Below are 14,761 nucleotides of genomic sequence, written 5' to 3'. Positions count from 1 at the left end.
TTTGTTTGGTTGGGTCGGCCGGGTGATCAGCGTTCGCGAGATCGACCCGGCCGACCTGGCCCTGTTCGACGAGTGGTACGACGCCCTCCGGGCCGGTGCGGTCGCGGGGCGGGAGGCCGCCCTCGTGGTCGGCCGGGGGGCCCTGGGGTATTCGCTGCGCCATCCGGGACCGTTGAAGCAACGGCTCGCGGTCGGCGCGTTCGAGGACGATCGCGTGCTCGGCACGATGCTGTTCGCGTACCGCCTGACCGACAACCTGGACACGGTCGAGGTCGAGATCGACGTACCTCCCCAGCATCGGCGGCGGGGGATCGGTACGGCGCTGTGGCAGTGGGCAGTCACCCGGGCGGCGCAGCTCGGGCGGACCATCTTCCAGACCGAACTCGGGGTCCCGTCGGATCCGTGGCCGGGCGCCGCCTTCGCGGAGCACCTCGGTTTCACCGTCGAGCATGTCGAGGAGCATCTCGTCGTACCGCTGCCGTACGACGAGTTCCGGCTGTCCGAGTTGCAGGAGTCCGCCGGGTCACTCGACGGCTACGTGCTCACGTCGTGGGCGGGGGTGTGCCCGCCGGAATATCAGCAGGCGTACGCCGACCTGCACACGGCGATGGACCACGACGTACCGACGGGCGGCATGACGCGGGAGGTCGTGCCGTGGACGGTCGAGAAGCTGCAGGCGAGTGAGCAGCGGATCGACCGGAACTACCTGGCCCTCGTGACGATGGTGCACACGCTGTCGGGAGAGCCGGCCGGGTACACGTTGCTGTACCTGCCGCGCGCTGACGCCGAGCACGCCCAGCAGGACGACACGCTGGTGCTGCGTGAGCATCGCGGTCACCACCTGGGCACGCACCTGAAGCTCGCCAACCTCGCCCAGTTGGCCAAGCACCGGACCACCCAGCGCTTCCTGCACACGTGGACCGCGCTGTCGAACGCGCCGATGCGCAAGGTCAACGCCCGCTTCGGCTTCCGCGCCATCGAGGAGCATCGCGAGCTGGAGCTGACCTTCCCGCACTTGCGCCCAGCCGCTCGCGGCGTCGTCCTCGACGCCGACGACCGCATCTTGCTGGTCCGGTTCGAGTTCTCCTCCGGCCCCCTGTGGGCGACGCCCGGCGGCGGCATCGAGGCAGGGGAGTCGGTTGTCGAGGGCCTTCGCCGTGAGCTCCGCGAGGAGATCGGTCTCGACACCCCGGACGACCCACCGCACCTGTGGCACCAGGAGGTCGTTGCCGAGGGCCACGCCACCGGGTACGACGGCGTACTCAACGACTACTTCCTGGTCCGGGTCGACGCCTTCACACCCGCCGCCGAGCTCACCGAGGCCGAGCTCCAGGCCGAGAACGTCCACGGCCACGCCTGGTGGACGCTCGAGGAGCTCCAGGCCCACGAAGGCGACTTCGCTCCGCGCGCCCTGCCCGAGCTGGTGCAGCGGTTGCTGGTGAGCGGGCCGCCCACCACACCCACCCAGTTGGGCCTGTGAGAAAGATGTGGGAGTTCTGTGAGGACAGAGGATTGCGGGGATCCGGCGGCTTAACGTCGAAGTGTGAAGCCTCGACATTGCGCTGACTGGTTGGTTCCCGTTCGATCGACTGGTGCGGCGGCGGCGCTGCAGACTGGGCGACTGCCCGACGGACGACGGGTCGGCATCGCGTTCAGCACTTTGGCACAGTTGCGGGCGGCAACGGGTCCTCGGCAGGAGTGGATGCGACTCACCGAGGAGACGCTGCGGGAGATGCTCGCACCGCTCGGCGTGACCAGGATCCAGCTCGATCCGGTGCTGGTCGGTCCCGACGTGGCGCTACAGTCGTCGTACCCAGCTGAGCCGGCCTTCGTCCATTAGCGCGTGGCCGTCGGCGCTGTCCGCGACGTTGGGGTCGTGGGTGGCGATGACGACGGCGGCGCCGCGGTCGGCCTCGGCGCGGAGCAGTTCCAGGACGCGCTCGCGGTTGGTGCTGTCGAGTTCGCTGGTGGACTCGTCGGCCAGGATCACCCGGCCCTGCTGGGCGATGCCGCGGGCAACGGCCACGCGTTGCTGTTCACCACCGGAGAGTTCCTCGACGAGATGGTCTCCGCTCTCCTCCAGGCCGACCTGGGTGAGTGCCGCTTCGACCGCCCGGTCGAGCTCATCCGCCGGCTTGCGCTCGGCGAGCAGCGGGATCGAGAGGTTCTCCCGGGCAGTGAGTACGCGCGCGAGTCCGTTGCCTTGCGGGATCAGTACGACGCCGTGCGCGGCCGCCGACGGCCGATCGGTGATGACGAGTCCGTCGACCTCGACCTGGCCGGTCGTCAGCGGCACGGCGCCGGCGATTGCCCACAGCAACGAACTCTTCCCGGCGCCGGATGGCCCGCTGACCGCGAGTACGAACCCCGGCGGCACCCTGAACGACACATCCGCCACGGCAGTCGTCTCGCCGTACGTGACAGTGACTTGGCTGACGTCGATCACCGCGTTCCCTCCTGGTCGACCGGGGTGAGCCGGATCTCGCCGTCTTCCGTGGTGACCTGGACGAGTGTGCCGGCCGGCAGCAGTTCGGCCACGTGGGGCGGCAGCGGCAACGAGCCGTCGGTCGCGACTACGGCGTACTCCTCACCCGACCGTCCTTCCGAGGCGATCCGTCCGTCCCGGATCGTGATCGTCCGCGGCAACGTCGCCGCCACCTCGGGGTCGTGGGTGATCAGCAGCACGGTCATCCCGGTCTCGGCGTTGATCGTGCGGATCGCCGCGAGTACTTCGTCCCTTGCGTGGTGATCCAACTGACTGGTCGGCTCATCGGCCAGCAGCAACCCCGGGAACGTCGCGATCCCGACCGCCACCGCACACAGCTGCACCTGTCCAGGTGTCAGCAACGTCAGCGGGGTGTTCGCGTGCTGGGGGAGGCCGACGAGCTCGAGGATCGCTGCGGGCGTAGGAAGCTCGCGGCCACGCGGTGCGGCTTGTTGTGCGTAGCGGATGTTGTCCACTGGCGTCAGGTAAGGGATCAGGTTCCGTCCGGCGCCCTGCAGCACGATGCCGACGTCACCGGCTCGCATACGGTCGAGCTCGGCCTCGGTCATGGTGGCGACGTTGTGCTCACCGATCTGCAACCGCCCCGCGCTCGGAGTCAGTAGACCGCCGCACAACTGCAGCAGTGTCGACTTCCCGGCACCAGATGGGCCGAGCAGCCCGACCAACTCGCCGGGGCGGACTGTGATCCCGATGCCGGACAGCGCGGCGACGTCATGGCCGTGCGCACGGTAGATGTTCACGAGTCCCGTCGTACTGATGGCCAGTCCTGTCATGTGAGGTCCTCCCGGATGCGGGCGAACCCGGCGCGCCTGTTGACCCCGGTCCCCAGCAAGAGCGTCACTGTCGTGAGTACCGCCGTACCTGCGAGCCAGAGCAGCAGTGCGACCGGCCAGTTGGTATTGAGCTCCAGCGGTATCGGCCCACCGGTGTCAGCGAACAGCGGTATCAGTGGTAACGCGATCTGCGCCCCGACCACACCACACACCGAGCCCAGCAGCACAGCCAGTGCCACCGGACCGGTCTGCTCCCACCGAGCGGCTCGCCCAGTGGTGCTGGCCGATACGCCGGTGATCCGCAGGCTCGCGTAGTCCTGAGCCCGCGACCGCCACGATGTCACCACTGTGAGCAGCAGTACGACGATCGCCAGCGCCCACCCGGCTATCCCGACCACAGGGGTCAGCTGCAACGCGAGCGCACTCGCCGACCGCCCGTACGACGCGATCCGGTCGGTCCGGCGATCGATCAGCTCTGGTGCGAACCCGTCCGCGCGGAGCTGATCGACGATCGTGTCGACCTTCGCCAAACCGTCGGCGTTCAGCCACAGCTCGAACTCCGTCGAGGCTTCGTCCACGGTCCCGGCGAGGCGCCGTACCGTCTCGAGGTCGACGACCGCGGTGCGGAGCGGGAACCGGTTGACCGGTCCGTCGAGCCGGTCGAGCTTGGTCAGCGCGATCGGTGCGCCGTCGAAGCCGGGCGTCGTTGCCGAGGCGTCGTACCGGTAGTCCGGCGTCACCAGCGCGGGGGTCACCGGCGGCACGGACGCGTACTGCAGGAGTTGGTCGCCGCCCAGGTTCGTCACCGCCAGCGTGAGTGCACCGCCGGACACCGGTTCGATCGAGTCCTGGCTGGAGTCGGGTTGCTTGACGGGCTGCCAGTCCTCGGGCTGACCGAGCGCGACGGACGGATGGTCGTCGCTGGACAGCTTCTCGATCTGTACGTCGCCGCGGATGCCCGCCTGGTCGTCGAGGTCGCGGCTGATCCCGAGCCGGAGGAGTTGGCATCCGTCCCGGCAGTCGATCTTGGCCTGCAACTCAGCCTGCCGACCCAGCGGCAGTCGCGGGAAGGTGAGGAGGTTGCGTGCGCCGGTGCTCAGGTTGATGACGTTCGCGACCACGCGGACGGATTTCGCGGCGGGTTGCGGCACCGACTGCTGGCCGTTGTTGACTGTTTTCGGCTGTACCGGCGTCATCGTTCCGGTCGAGGCGGTGATCGTCAGCTGCGTACTGCGGAACTCGATCGGCGGGACGTTCGGCGCCGCCAGCCTGCGGAACCCTTCGGCGTCGGTGAGCCGGTCGCCGCGGTACGCGATCCGCTGGAAGCTGTCTGGCTCGATCATCATCGTCTGCAGCGAGTCGGGCGACGGTGGGCGCGTGACTACGACCGGCGTGAGCCAGTGGCGGTCCGGGTCGATCTTGTCGATCGCCTGGGTGAACTTGCTCAGGTAGCCGGCATTCACCCGCAGCACCCCCTCGGCGCCGGTCTCGTAGCCGGCCCGGGACTCTCGGTTGTGTTCGCCGACCGATGCGGCCTGGCCGGCCAACACGACCAACGCGGCGGCCACCGCGACCGCTGCGACGATGCGCGTGACGGCGGGCCTGCGGGAGATCTGCAGCGCTCCTAATGCCAGGCCCAGGCGTCCCCGGCGCAAGGCTCGCCGGCTGATGAGGCCCGCGATCGGGAGGAGCAGGTGGGCGAAGGTGAGCCCGACGGCGAGGGCCAGCAGCGCCGGCGCGAGCACAGGCAGCGGACCCCGGCCCGAACCGGTCAACCCGGAGACGAGCCCCGCGATAGCGAGCACGATGATCGCCAGGTCGACCATGCCGAGCGTCCGGCCACGACGGTGTGGCGCCACCCGTCGCAGCAGCGCGGAGATCTGCTGCCGTACGACGCCGCGCACCTGGAGCACCACGACACCGAGGGCGACGACCGCAACCGCGAGCAGCGCAACCGGGACGGTCCAAGGGAGCTCGATAGGGGAGCCATGGTGCAGCCAAGTCGCCCGGACGATCAGTAGGAGCGCGAAGCCGACCGGTGCGCCGGCGAGTGTTCCCACGAGCACTGGCGGGCCGAGCTCCACGGACAACGATCGGCCGGTCCGGCGGGCAGTGGATCCGCGAAGGCGGGCGACCGCGATCTCCGGCCGCCGCTGGTCGACCACCACAGCGAGGGCCAGGGCGAGGACGACCAGTCCGAACAGAGCGACCTGCACCATCACCAGCGGGATGATCGTGGCGGCCTGTGCGCGCTCGTTCCGGATCCGCTCGAGCACGCCCTGCAGGCCTGAGGTGTTCTCCGCACCGAGTTCGGTGGCTTTGAGCTTGACCGCGGACGATGCCGCTTCGAGGCGGTCCAGGTCGTCGAGCCTTGCCACTCCCGGCGCCGGCCTGGTGTCCAGGGTCGTGTGCTGACTCCAGGTGTTGCCGGCGAACGTCGTACGGTCGGTCAGCAGGTAGTCGGACTCACCCGGCTGCTTGTCGATCGGGGGATGGGAGTGACCGACGGGTGGGCGACCGAACCAGTAGTCCGCCTCGCCGTCCTTCGGGCGGTACAGGCCGACGACCTTGAGGGTGCCGCCGACGTCCGAGGTCTCCGGGACCACCGGGAGGGTCTTGCCGGGCTCGAGACCCCAGGTCTTCTCGTCGACGGTCGAGACGATCACTTCGTTCGGTCCGCTCGGGCACCGGCCCGCGACCACGACGATCTCGGCGCAGTACCCGTCCCGCCACAGCAGCCGGCTGACGATCGGCTCCGGCGCGTCGCGCCAGTTGACGTCGCTGTGAATGCCCAGCACGGGCTTGGTGAAGAGCGGCCCGATGTCGGCGGGGACCAACTTCGTCAGATCCTCGGGCTGGGGGTTCGTCGAGGAGCTCCGCGCCGGACTGGTCTCGAGCTGCCACGCGGCCGACAGGCGCTGCCCGGACAGGGTCTCGGTCATCACGGTCTGCTGGACGGCGCGGGCGAACCACGGCCCGAACACCGCGCAGGTCCCGATCAGCAGGCTGATGCCGGCCAGCACCAGCGCCTGGGACCACCGGTACCGCAGCGCCTGTCGTACGAACATCCGTCCAGCCACCCCCAGTGTGTCGCCGCCCCGCCTGAACATACGGAATGGTGTGGTCACGGTGGCGAGCCGTGGCGAAATGTCACAGAGTTGTTGTCTAGGCAGCAATGCCGGTGTCACGGACGGTGATCATCCGGAGGGTGTTGCCCAGCGCAACGGGTCCCGGCGGTAGGTTCGGGGCATGCGTGAATCCCAGCTCGGTGACCTGACCGTTTCCTGCCTCGGCCTCGGCTGCATGGGGATGTCCCAGTCCTACGGCGTGACCTCGGACGAGACCGAGTCCGTCGCCACCCTGCATGCGGCCATCGACGCGGGCTGCACCTTCATCGACACCGCCGACGTGTACGGCGACGGCGCGAACGAGGAACTCGTGGGCCGCGCCCTGGCCGGCCGCCGCGACCAGGTGGTGCTCGCGACCAAGTTCGGTTTCAAACGGCCGGCGAGTGCCACTGCGGTGCCGTCGGTCGTCGACGGATCGCCTTCGTATGCGCGGGAGGCCATCGATGCCGCGCTGCGCCGGCTGGGCGTGGACCACATCGACCTGTGGTACCTGCATCGCCGGGACCCGCAGGTGCCGATCGAGGAGACCGTCGGCGCGATGGCTTCTATGGTCGAGGCAGGCAAGGTGCGGTACCTGGGTCTGTCCGAGGTGAACGGCGACACGGTCCGGGTCGCGCACGCGGTGCATCCGATCAGCGCCGTGCAGAGTGAATGGTCGCTGTGGACGCGCGACCCGGAGACCGTCGTACTGCCGACGCTGCGGGAGCTCGGGATCGGGTTCGTGCCGTTCAGCCCGCTGGGCCGCGGATTCCTCACTGGGCAGCTCAAGTCGCCCGACGACTTCGAGCCGGACGACATGCGGCGCGGGCTGCCGCGGTTCACCGGGGAGAACTTCCAGCGCAACCTGGACCTGGTCGCCCAGGTCCAGTCGTTGGCTGCCGCGAAGGGTGTCACGCCCGGCCAGCTGGCGCTGGCGTGGTTGCTTGCGCAGGGCAATGATGTTGCGCCGATCCCGGGGACGAAGCGGCGCAAGTATCTGGCCGAGAACCTCGGTGCGGCCGACGTATCGCTGACACCTGCGGAGCTGGCCGCGCTGGACGAGGCGTTCCCGGCCGACGCGGTCTCGGGGCAGCGATACGCCCAGGGTGGGATGGACCTGGTGGGGAAGTGATCGGCGTCACCGGTTCGACTGGTCAGCTCGGTTCCCGGATCGCTCGCCGGCTGGCGGAATCCGGCGTACCGCAGCGGCTGGTCGTCCGGGACCCCGGGCGGGCTCCGTCGCTCCCCGGTGCTTCGGTGGTGCAGGCGTCGTACGGCGAAGATGACGCGCTGCTGGACGCCCTGGACGGGGTCGAGGTGTTGATGTTGCTCAGTGCAACGGAATCGGCCGATCGGGTCGCGTTGCACAAGGCAACGGTCGATGCGGCGGTGGCGGCCGGGGTCTCGCGGATCGTGTACACGTCGTTCGCGAGTGCCGCGCCGGGGGCGACGTTCACGTTCGCCCGGGACCACTGGCACACCGAGCAGCACATCCGGTCCACCGGTGTCGATTTCACCTTCCTGCGGGACAACCTCTATCTCGACTTCGTGCCCGGGTTCGCCGGTGCGGACGGCGTGATCCGGGGTCCGGCCGGCGACGGGCGTACGGCCTCGGTCGCGCGCGACGACGTGGCGGCGGTGGCGGCCCGGGTGCTGGTGGACCCGGGGCACAGCGGGGCGACGTACGACCTCACCGGTCCGGCCGCCTTCACGCTGGCCGAGGCGGCCGCCGTACTCACGGAGGCGTGGGGGCGGAAGATCCGCTACGAGCCCGAGACCCTCGACGAGGCGTACCGCTCCCGCGAGTGCTACGGCGCTCCCGCGTGGGAGGTCGCCGGCTGGGTCACGTCGTACGCCGCGATCGCGAGCGGCGAGCTCAGTCACGTGTCGACCGCGGTCGAGGACATCACGGGCAGCCGTCCGATCAGCCTCGAGGAGTATGTCGGTCGCGGGTGAGACACTGACCTCGTGCCGCTCTACCGGGATCAGGCGATCGTGTTGCGCACCCAGAAGCTGGGTGAGGCCGACCGGATCGCCACCCTGCTGACCCGCGGCCGCGGCAAGATCCGCGCCGTCGCCAAGGGCGTCCGCCGTACGTCGTCCCGCTTCGGCGCGCGGCTGGAGCCGTTCAGCCACGTCGACCTGCAGCTCGCCACCGGCCGCACCCTCGACGTCGTCACGCAGGCCGAGTCGATCGCGGCGTACGGCGAGGGCATCGTCGGCGACTACGCCCGGTACACGGCCGGTACGGTCCTGCTCGAAACCGCCGACCGCCTCGTCGTCGAGGAGAAGGAACCCGCCACCCAGCAGCACCTCCTGCTGGCCGGCGCCCTCCGAGTCCTGTCCACCGGCGAACGCGAACCCGCCCTGGTCCTGGACTCCTTCCTCCTCCGCTCCCTGGCGATCTCCGGCTACGCCCCCTCCTTCGCCGACTGCGCTCGCTGCGGCGAACCAGGCCCCCATCGAGCCTTCAACCCCGCCTCCGGCGGCATGGTCTGCGCCACCTGCCGCCCACCCGCCTCAGCCATGCCCGCCCCCACCACAGTCGCCCACCTGGCCGCCCTCCTCACCGGCGACTGGCCCACCGCCCTCCGCGCCGACCCCAGAACCCGCCGAGAAGCCACCGGCCTAATAGCCGCCTTCTTCACCTACCACCAAGACCACCAACTCCGCTCCCTACCCCACCTAGACCTCACCACGGACTCGGGCACCCGATAAGCCCGGCTACTGCTCCTGTTCGGCGCTCTTCCCGCGCTCGTGGTCCGGCATGCTCTTCACGGCCGCCGGAGCGTCGTCGTCATCGTCGTACACGGCCTCGCTGAGCATGGCATCGAGGGCCTCCCGGCGCTGCGCACGTAGCCGCTCATCAAGAGCGAGTACGTCGGCCAGCCGCACCCAGTCGGTGTATTCGCTGGACCGGAACGGGATCGCACCCTCGGCCGCATAGGACCGCAGTTCGTCCGAGCCGATCCCCACCGCCGCGGCTGCCTCGTCGATCGGCAACTCATACCGCAGGGCAACGACCTGCACCTCGAACCCCTGACGCATCGCATCCTCGACAACCGCATTGCCGCAAACACTTTCGGCGGGATGTCGTTCCTGACTCCATCCGGGCCGACAAGTCCCGGGCCTGCAGGCACCAGCTTCCGATCCTCCTCGGACAGCAGAAGGATCTCAGACTGGCTCGGCAACACATCCATGCCGTCAACCTATTGCCTGACCAACTCACCCGCTGTGCAAACCGGTCCCGTCGCGGCGCCCAGCCGACGTACTCCGACAACCGGAACGACGCACTCGGCAACACAAACCCGCAGGAAGGTGCAACCTGTGGATAACCCCCGCGCCGCGAACCGCCGGTATGGCAGAGTTACACACTCAGTAACCGGTCCGACGCGGAGGAACCCAAGCCCAGCCGAGCCGTCGCGGCAGCGGTCCTCACCCTGACCGCCGCCTCCCTCTCGGCCTGCGGCACCAATTCATCCCCAACGCCAACCCCATTCACCCCGTCGACTGCGCCGACAAGCAGCACGAGCACGCCACCCAGCGAGCCTGAGCAAGCCGGCCCGGCTGCCGTCGCCGCCTATCGGCGCTACATCGAGGTGATCGATGCGATGACGGCGAGCGGAGGAACCGAGGTCAATGCGATTCCCGCGGTGACAGCAGGCGTCGAGCTCGGGGCATCACAGAATCAGGCGGCTACCTATCGCGGCCGGAAGATCAAGACGATCGGGACCACGAAGCTCATCTGGGCCAAGGCGGTCAAGCTCGGCGCTCCGACCGCGGGAACGATCTCTTCGGCTTCTGTTCAGGCCTGCTACGACACGTCAGAGACGCAGGCGGTTGACTCCAGCGGCAAAAAACGTCAAGTTGCCCGGCACACCAACCCGTTGGCTGGACAACCGTGATCTCCAGTTGATCGACGGTGCCTGGAAAGTGATCAACGGCAAGAATCAGGGCGCTCAATGCTGACCGCCGGAATCGCGATCGTCAGCATGCTCGCTGGATTGCCGGCGTCGGGTGAGGTTGCCACTGGCTCCCCGACGCCCACCATCACGACGCCTGACTGCGATCGCGACCGCGTCACGGGACGGTGCCGCATCTCAGTGAGCGATGAAGGCGATCCGCCGTCGAACTCTGGAAAGACGACGCCCGGAGCGAAGAAGCCTGGTGGTGCCAAGTGTGTTTTCGAGGGGCAGGCCGTGCCGTGTCGGACGGCGGATGGGTTCTTTGATGCGGCTTCGGGGTGTTATCTGACGCCGCAGGAGGCGCCGTCGTCGTTGGTGAATCCGGTCAGTGGCTATCCGGCGGGTACGAAGTTCTACCGCTGTTGGGTGATCCTCGGGGTTGTCGATGGCCGGCCGCAGGGCATTGAGAGGGCGACGAGCCGAGCGCGTGGACCGAGCCTCGCCAGGATCGGTCCTATAGGCAATACAACAAGCAGTCGAGATGAGGTGCGCCTGATCCTGCCGGCCACGGCTTCATGCGCGATCATCCGACAGAACGCGCAGTCTGACTGCGCGTTCTGTCCAATGGCCATGGACGCAACGACCGCCGGGCTTACGTCGCCATGTCAGTCGTCGGGCTCCACGGTGAACCACCAGTCACCGCTGACGTGGACCTGCAGCCTGACGCCAAGTCCTGTCTCCGTCCGCACCTCTTCTGGGGCGTCGGCTGGGGTGCCGGGAACGTAGGAGTAGTACCAGTTCCACCTCCAGGAGCTGTCGCGGAGGTGGAACGACGTGCCGGGGCCCCAGCCGCCCTTCTCAATCCGGTGCACATTCACGCCAGAGTGCTCGATCGCGTCGGACACCCGTGTGAACGCACCCTCGCTCTCAGGGTCGAACGGCAGCCCGGGGTCGTCGGGATTCGCACAACCCGAGTCGCGGTCCAAGAACGCTCCGTGCGACCAGGTGAACACGCGGCACCCCGGACGACCCCACGCCGCTTTCTCGTCGATATACCTGGTGAGCCCCAAGTCGTCTGCCACCGGCAGAACCTGACGCTCCAGGTCCGCCACGTCGTCAAGTTGCCTTTGGCGCGGGAACACCGGCGGCTCGCCGTGGTTGATGAGCGAATGGACGTCGTACCCGCCAGGCATGACGAACGTGCCGCCGCCGGGCAGCTCGATTGGGCCTGCCGCTGTGAGACCGACGGCCGCGGCCACGACCGCGGCCACGCTGCCAAGTGCCCGCCGGCCCCGGCTGCGGCGCAGCGCTCGCCGGGCGGCGGCGAGGGTACGCGCGGCGTCGGGACCGGCATCCGGGTAGCCCGGGGCGCCCGTCCTCAGCCGGGCGACGACGTCGTCATCATGAAGCTGGACGCTCATCGCAGATCCCCTTCCGCGAAGATCTCGCGCAGCCGGGCGATCCCGCGCGCGTGGTGGGACTTAACCGTGCCGACCGAGATCTCCAGTTCGTGGGCAACCTCGGTCTCGGTGAGGTCGAGCAGGTGTCGCAGCACCACGACCCGCCGCTGCGCCAGCGGCAGCCGGGCCAGAGCCTGCACCACGGCGTTACGGGCGACGACGGCACCCGTGTTGTCAGGCCGGGCCTGTTCGGGCAGCGCGCCCGGGTCGACGACGACCTCGCGACGCGTGCGCCGCCACCCATCCACCCGCAGGTTGACCAGCACCCGACGCGCGTACGCCTGCGGGTCGCCGTCGCGCGCCACGCGTCGCCAGGATCGATACATGCGCTCGTAAGTGGCCTGGACCAACTCCTCCGCACGGACCGGGTCACCACACAGCAGCACAGCAGTGCGTAACAAATATCGACCGGACGCGACCACGAACTCGACGAACTCCTGATCACGCGTGCCCCGCTGCCCCGACGCGGACGGGGGCATCGCCAAGCACATCAACCACCGTGGGCACCACGGAAGCGGGGTCCACGGCAGACGGTTCGCTGTGCATGCTCACACTAATCACCACGCAGCAGTATTGCTGAACGTTGTCAACGGGCTGAGAAAGATCTACCCCAAGCCACGCCCGACAGGAGCCATCCGCGCATCGCTGGCGCCGGCAAGGTCAAGGCACCGATCCTCCCGCTGTCCGGTGCACTCACGATGAGTGGACTCCGACCTGAGCTAGCGTGCCGACGTGCTCCTCACAAACGACAACATCCAAGAGGAGCTCCTGAGGACCTTCCGCAGGCAGCCGCCGCTCTTGAGGCCGACGCCGGCGCAGATCCCGCGGGGCGCGTCGACTGGGTGTTCCGCCACGATGTGATGCCCCACGCCATTGGCGACCCGGCTGGCCTGCGCGATGTCTTCGCCTGAATTGAGCGATTGCTGCAGTCCACTGACAGCATGATCGAGTACTGGACTGCAGCTCCTCACGGCGCTTGTTGTCCCACGCGATCACTTCGTCCAGGCGGACCCAGTCGACGTACTCCGTCGACCGGAATGAACGGCCCCATCGGCAACGTACGAACGGAAGTCGTCTCGGCCCATTGCGATCGCGTCGGCTGCCTCGTCGATCGGTAGTTCGGGCCGCAGCGGTGAGATCTTGACTGCCATTCCCGCCCGCATCGCCTCGATCACGTGCTGAACCGCCTTGAACACCAGCGGCGGGAGCTCCTCGCGCGTCCCGTCAGGTCCGACTACAGCCGGCCCACCCGGCGAGACCTGCCGCTCATCCGCGTCCAGCAAGTAGATCCGTGTCTAAGTCGGCCCTGGCACGTTCGGATTGTAATCGCCTGAAATCTCATCCCACGGCTCCGCGCGCTCCACCCGCATCAACATGCCGCCTTGGCGGGCGCGGCGGGCTGCGTGCCGCCGTCCGGGTCAACCAGCACCGGCACAGCTTCCCCGATCCGCAACTGGGTGGCCGCCTGCTGCGTCATCGAGATCTGCCCGGTGTCACCCAGAGTGCTCTGCCACGTGATGTCCCATTGCGCGGTCGCGGTCACCGGATACAGGCACTTCGGCAATGCCTTGGATGTCTTCTTGTACCGATGCCCACAGTCAGGCGAGTCCTTGATCCCCATCGACTTGTCGTACGGCGTACCAGCGCCCTCACACCTGATCGTGGTGCCGTCGCCGAGAGACCAGTTGACCGCCTTCACCTGAGCGGTCGCAGTCACCGACAACCCCGGCACCTCCGCACTCCGCACGATCGGCCCCCACGTGTTCTCCGTCTTATCCACCCACAACCACACAGGCATGTTCACGAGTCCGAGCTGCCCAACCCCAGGTGCCGTTTTCACCAGCGGTGCAGCAAGTTGCATCTCCGCGATCGCTTGATGGGCCAGGGTTACCGGATCCGTCACCACGGTGTCCGGCTCTCCTGGCAGCCAAACCCACTTGCTCACGAGATGCGTCCCCTCGTCATAGCCCTGCTCCAGCACGCAGGCCCAGATGGATCCGTCGGTGTGCCCTTCCCAACGAGGATCAGTGAACGGCGGCTGGGGATCCTCGCGGGTCATGTAGCACTGCTGGCTGTTCGACCAGTTGCCGAGAGCAGATATGCAGGCCTGCGCTGCGCCATGGTGCTGGCAGACCCGCTTGACTGTCTTCGTCGGCTTCTTTCCTTTGGCAGGAGTCTTCGGCGGATCACCCGTGTACGAGCTCAGCACCCAAACGCAGTAGTCCGCTGTGATGCATTTCCAGACGTAGTTCGGACCCGGCTTGGGTGGTCGGTCACCGTCAGCCGCGAACGCGGTGTGCGTACCTGAGAAGGCGAGGGCGCAGATCGCGACGATTGTCGCCGACCTGATGTGCCTCAGCATGGGCCGACGCCCTTGTCCTCGATGAGCCACCACATCTTGGTGCCACCGGCGGCTGGCGGTGCGTAGACGAGGCGAGACGCGAACTTGTGCCGACGGCCGTTACCCGGGCCCAGAGGCACTGGTTTCCCGTCTTTCTGGAACCGGATCACGATGGCGGAACTGTCGAGGCAGCTCACCAGTCGTACCTCAGGCTGTTCGAGCGTCAGCTTGACCGAAGAGACCACCGTGTTCGTGACCTTGACGTTCCCGGTCTGGTACCAACCGTCATGCTGCAGGTTGAGGAGGCCTTCGAGTGCGGCCAGGATCCAGGTGCCGCCATTCCCGGCCTTCTCCAACGCGGGGCGATCAATCTGAGCAGGGGCCGACATCGCTTTGTCCACTGCGGCCTTGGCGGCGCTGTAGCGGGCTTTGGCGGCGGTGATTGCGGCTTGTTGTTCGGGGGTCCAGGTGGGGGTGGCGGGCGCGGTGGGGATTGGAGTGGCTGTGGGGGAGGTGGGGGTGGTGTTGGGCCGGCCGGCTTCGGGGGAGCCGGTGCATGCGGTTAGCGCGGTGACGGCGCTTAGCAGGGCAACGGCTGTGGTGAGCGGACGGCGGGTCATGCGGTGAGGGCTCCTTCGTGAGTGCGGATGGTGTAAGGGTGTCATACGG

General features: G+C 68.1%; 15 protein-coding genes. 6 read left to right on the top strand and 9 right to left on the bottom strand.

Annotated features, from left to right (window positions below; all coding sequences use genetic code 11):
- Positions 1–22: 22 nt before the first annotated feature.
- Entirely contained in the window at positions 23–1,480 is a 1,458-nt protein-coding gene (locus ACZ3HV_RS28000; RefSeq protein WP_465688261.1) for a GNAT family N-acetyltransferase, read from the top strand.
- Between the two features lie 90 nt (positions 1,481–1,570).
- On the top strand, positions 1,571–1,840 hold the full coding sequence (locus tag ACZ3HV_RS27995; protein WP_465688259.1) for an SAV_915 family protein: 270 nt from the start codon (positions 1,571–1,573) through the stop codon (positions 1,838–1,840).
- Here the strand turns inward: ACZ3HV_RS27995 and ACZ3HV_RS27990 are convergent.
- Genes ACZ3HV_RS27990 through ACZ3HV_RS27980 form a run of 3 tightly spaced genes read right to left on the bottom strand, consistent with a single transcriptional unit; the run spans position 1,799 to position 6,347 of the window.
- Positions 1,799–2,446 carry an ABC transporter ATP-binding protein gene (locus ACZ3HV_RS27990; protein ID WP_465688257.1) on the bottom strand — a complete coding sequence of 216 codons (648 nt, stop codon included), beginning with the start codon at positions 2,444–2,446 and terminating at the stop codon, positions 1,799–1,801. The two genes, ACZ3HV_RS27995 and ACZ3HV_RS27990, sit on opposite strands and share 42 nt — an antisense overlap.
- The gene (locus tag ACZ3HV_RS27985) at positions 2,443–3,279 is read right to left on the bottom strand and encodes an ABC transporter ATP-binding protein (RefSeq protein ID WP_465688255.1); all 837 of its coding nucleotides are present in this window, start codon (positions 3,277–3,279) and stop codon (positions 2,443–2,445) included. Before ACZ3HV_RS27985 ends, ACZ3HV_RS27990 begins: the two co-directional genes overlap by 4 nt.
- Positions 3,276–6,347 (bottom strand): FtsX-like permease family protein, encoded by a 3,072-nt coding sequence (locus tag ACZ3HV_RS27980; protein WP_465688253.1) that lies wholly within the window; start codon positions 6,345–6,347, stop codon positions 3,276–3,278. Before ACZ3HV_RS27980 ends, ACZ3HV_RS27985 begins: the two co-directional genes overlap by 4 nt.
- 181 nt (positions 6,348–6,528) lie before the next feature.
- On the opposite strand from ACZ3HV_RS27980, the gene ACZ3HV_RS27975 reads away from it, so the two are divergent.
- From ACZ3HV_RS27975 to recO, 3 genes are read left to right on the top strand one after another with little or no spacing between them, the layout of a single operon-like run.
- Complete coding sequence (locus ACZ3HV_RS27975) at positions 6,529–7,518, top strand: aldo/keto reductase (protein ID WP_465688251.1); 990 nt, start codon at positions 6,529–6,531, stop codon at positions 7,516–7,518.
- Entirely contained in the window at positions 7,515–8,342 is an 828-nt protein-coding gene (locus ACZ3HV_RS27970) for an SDR family oxidoreductase (RefSeq protein WP_465688249.1), read from the top strand. Before ACZ3HV_RS27975 ends, ACZ3HV_RS27970 begins: the two co-directional genes overlap by 4 nt.
- Before the next feature lie 12 nt (positions 8,343–8,354).
- The gene (gene recO, locus ACZ3HV_RS27965) at positions 8,355–9,104 is read left to right on the top strand and encodes a DNA repair protein RecO (protein ID WP_465688247.1); all 750 of its coding nucleotides are present in this window, start codon (positions 8,355–8,357) and stop codon (positions 9,102–9,104) included.
- Positions 9,105–9,110: 6 nt separating this feature from the next.
- On the opposite strand, the gene ACZ3HV_RS27960 is transcribed toward recO, so the two are convergent.
- Positions 9,111–9,434, bottom strand: coding sequence for a hypothetical protein (locus ACZ3HV_RS27960; protein WP_465688246.1), 324 nt, complete (start codon positions 9,432–9,434; stop codon positions 9,111–9,113).
- Between the two features lie 551 nt (positions 9,435–9,985).
- Here ACZ3HV_RS27960 and ACZ3HV_RS27955 point away from each other — a divergent pair.
- A complete protein-coding gene (locus tag ACZ3HV_RS27955) occupies positions 9,986–10,291 on the top strand; it encodes a hypothetical protein (RefSeq protein WP_465688244.1) in 306 nt (101 codons plus the stop codon).
- A 665-nt stretch (positions 10,292–10,956) separates the two neighbouring features.
- Here ACZ3HV_RS27955 and ACZ3HV_RS27950 read toward each other — a convergent pair.
- The 5 genes from ACZ3HV_RS27950 to ACZ3HV_RS27930 all read right to left on the bottom strand — a co-directional run bounded on the left by ACZ3HV_RS27950 (position 10,957) and on the right by ACZ3HV_RS27930 (position 14,712).
- Complete coding sequence (locus ACZ3HV_RS27950) at positions 10,957–11,712, bottom strand: hypothetical protein (protein WP_465688242.1); 756 nt, start codon at positions 11,710–11,712, stop codon at positions 10,957–10,959.
- The gene (locus ACZ3HV_RS27945) at positions 11,709–12,230 is read right to left on the bottom strand and encodes a SigE family RNA polymerase sigma factor (protein WP_465688240.1); all 522 of its coding nucleotides are present in this window, start codon (positions 12,228–12,230) and stop codon (positions 11,709–11,711) included. Before ACZ3HV_RS27945 ends, ACZ3HV_RS27950 begins: the two co-directional genes overlap by 4 nt.
- Before the next feature lie 513 nt (positions 12,231–12,743).
- Positions 12,744–13,034 (bottom strand): hypothetical protein, encoded by a 291-nt coding sequence (locus ACZ3HV_RS27940; RefSeq protein WP_465688238.1) that lies wholly within the window; start codon positions 13,032–13,034, stop codon positions 12,744–12,746.
- Positions 13,035–13,120: 86 nt separating this feature from the next.
- The gene (locus ACZ3HV_RS27935) at positions 13,121–14,113 is read right to left on the bottom strand and encodes a hypothetical protein (RefSeq protein WP_465688236.1); all 993 of its coding nucleotides are present in this window, start codon (positions 14,111–14,113) and stop codon (positions 13,121–13,123) included.
- Positions 14,107–14,712 carry a hypothetical protein gene (locus tag ACZ3HV_RS27930; protein ID WP_465688234.1) on the bottom strand — a complete coding sequence of 202 codons (606 nt, stop codon included), beginning with the start codon at positions 14,710–14,712 and terminating at the stop codon, positions 14,107–14,109. Before ACZ3HV_RS27930 ends, ACZ3HV_RS27935 begins: the two co-directional genes overlap by 7 nt.
- Positions 14,713–14,761: the final 49 nt, after the last annotated feature.

Source organism: Kribbella sp. NPDC020701 (assembly GCF_055562215.1).
This window is presented reverse-complemented; position numbering and strand designations above follow the sequence as displayed.

Excerpts from the sequence above, each read along its gene's own strand:
- ACZ3HV_RS27960 (WP_465688246.1), bottom strand. The coding sequence starts at position 9,434 with ATGCGTCAGGGGTTCGAGGTGCAGGTCGTTGCCCTGCGGTATGAGTTG.
- ACZ3HV_RS27935 (WP_465688236.1), bottom strand. The coding sequence starts at position 14,113 with ATGCTGAGGCACATCAGGTCGGCGACAATCGTCGCGATCTGCGCCCTC.
- ACZ3HV_RS27930 (WP_465688234.1), bottom strand. The coding sequence starts at position 14,712 with ATGACCCGCCGTCCGCTCACCACAGCCGTTGCCCTGCTAAGCGCCGTC.
- ACZ3HV_RS27980 (WP_465688253.1), bottom strand. The coding sequence starts at position 6,347 with ATGTTCGTACGACAGGCGCTGCGGTACCGGTGGTCCCAGGCGCTGGTG.
- ACZ3HV_RS27945 (WP_465688240.1), bottom strand. The coding sequence starts at position 12,230 with ATGCCCCCGTCCGCGTCGGGGCAGCGGGGCACGCGTGATCAGGAGTTC.
- ACZ3HV_RS27985 (WP_465688255.1), bottom strand. The coding sequence starts at position 3,279 with ATGACAGGACTGGCCATCAGTACGACGGGACTCGTGAACATCTACCGT.
- ACZ3HV_RS27975 (WP_465688251.1), top strand. The coding sequence starts at position 6,529 with ATGCGTGAATCCCAGCTCGGTGACCTGACCGTTTCCTGCCTCGGCCTC.
- ACZ3HV_RS27950 (WP_465688242.1), bottom strand. The coding sequence starts at position 11,712 with ATGAGCGTCCAGCTTCATGATGACGACGTCGTCGCCCGGCTGAGGACG.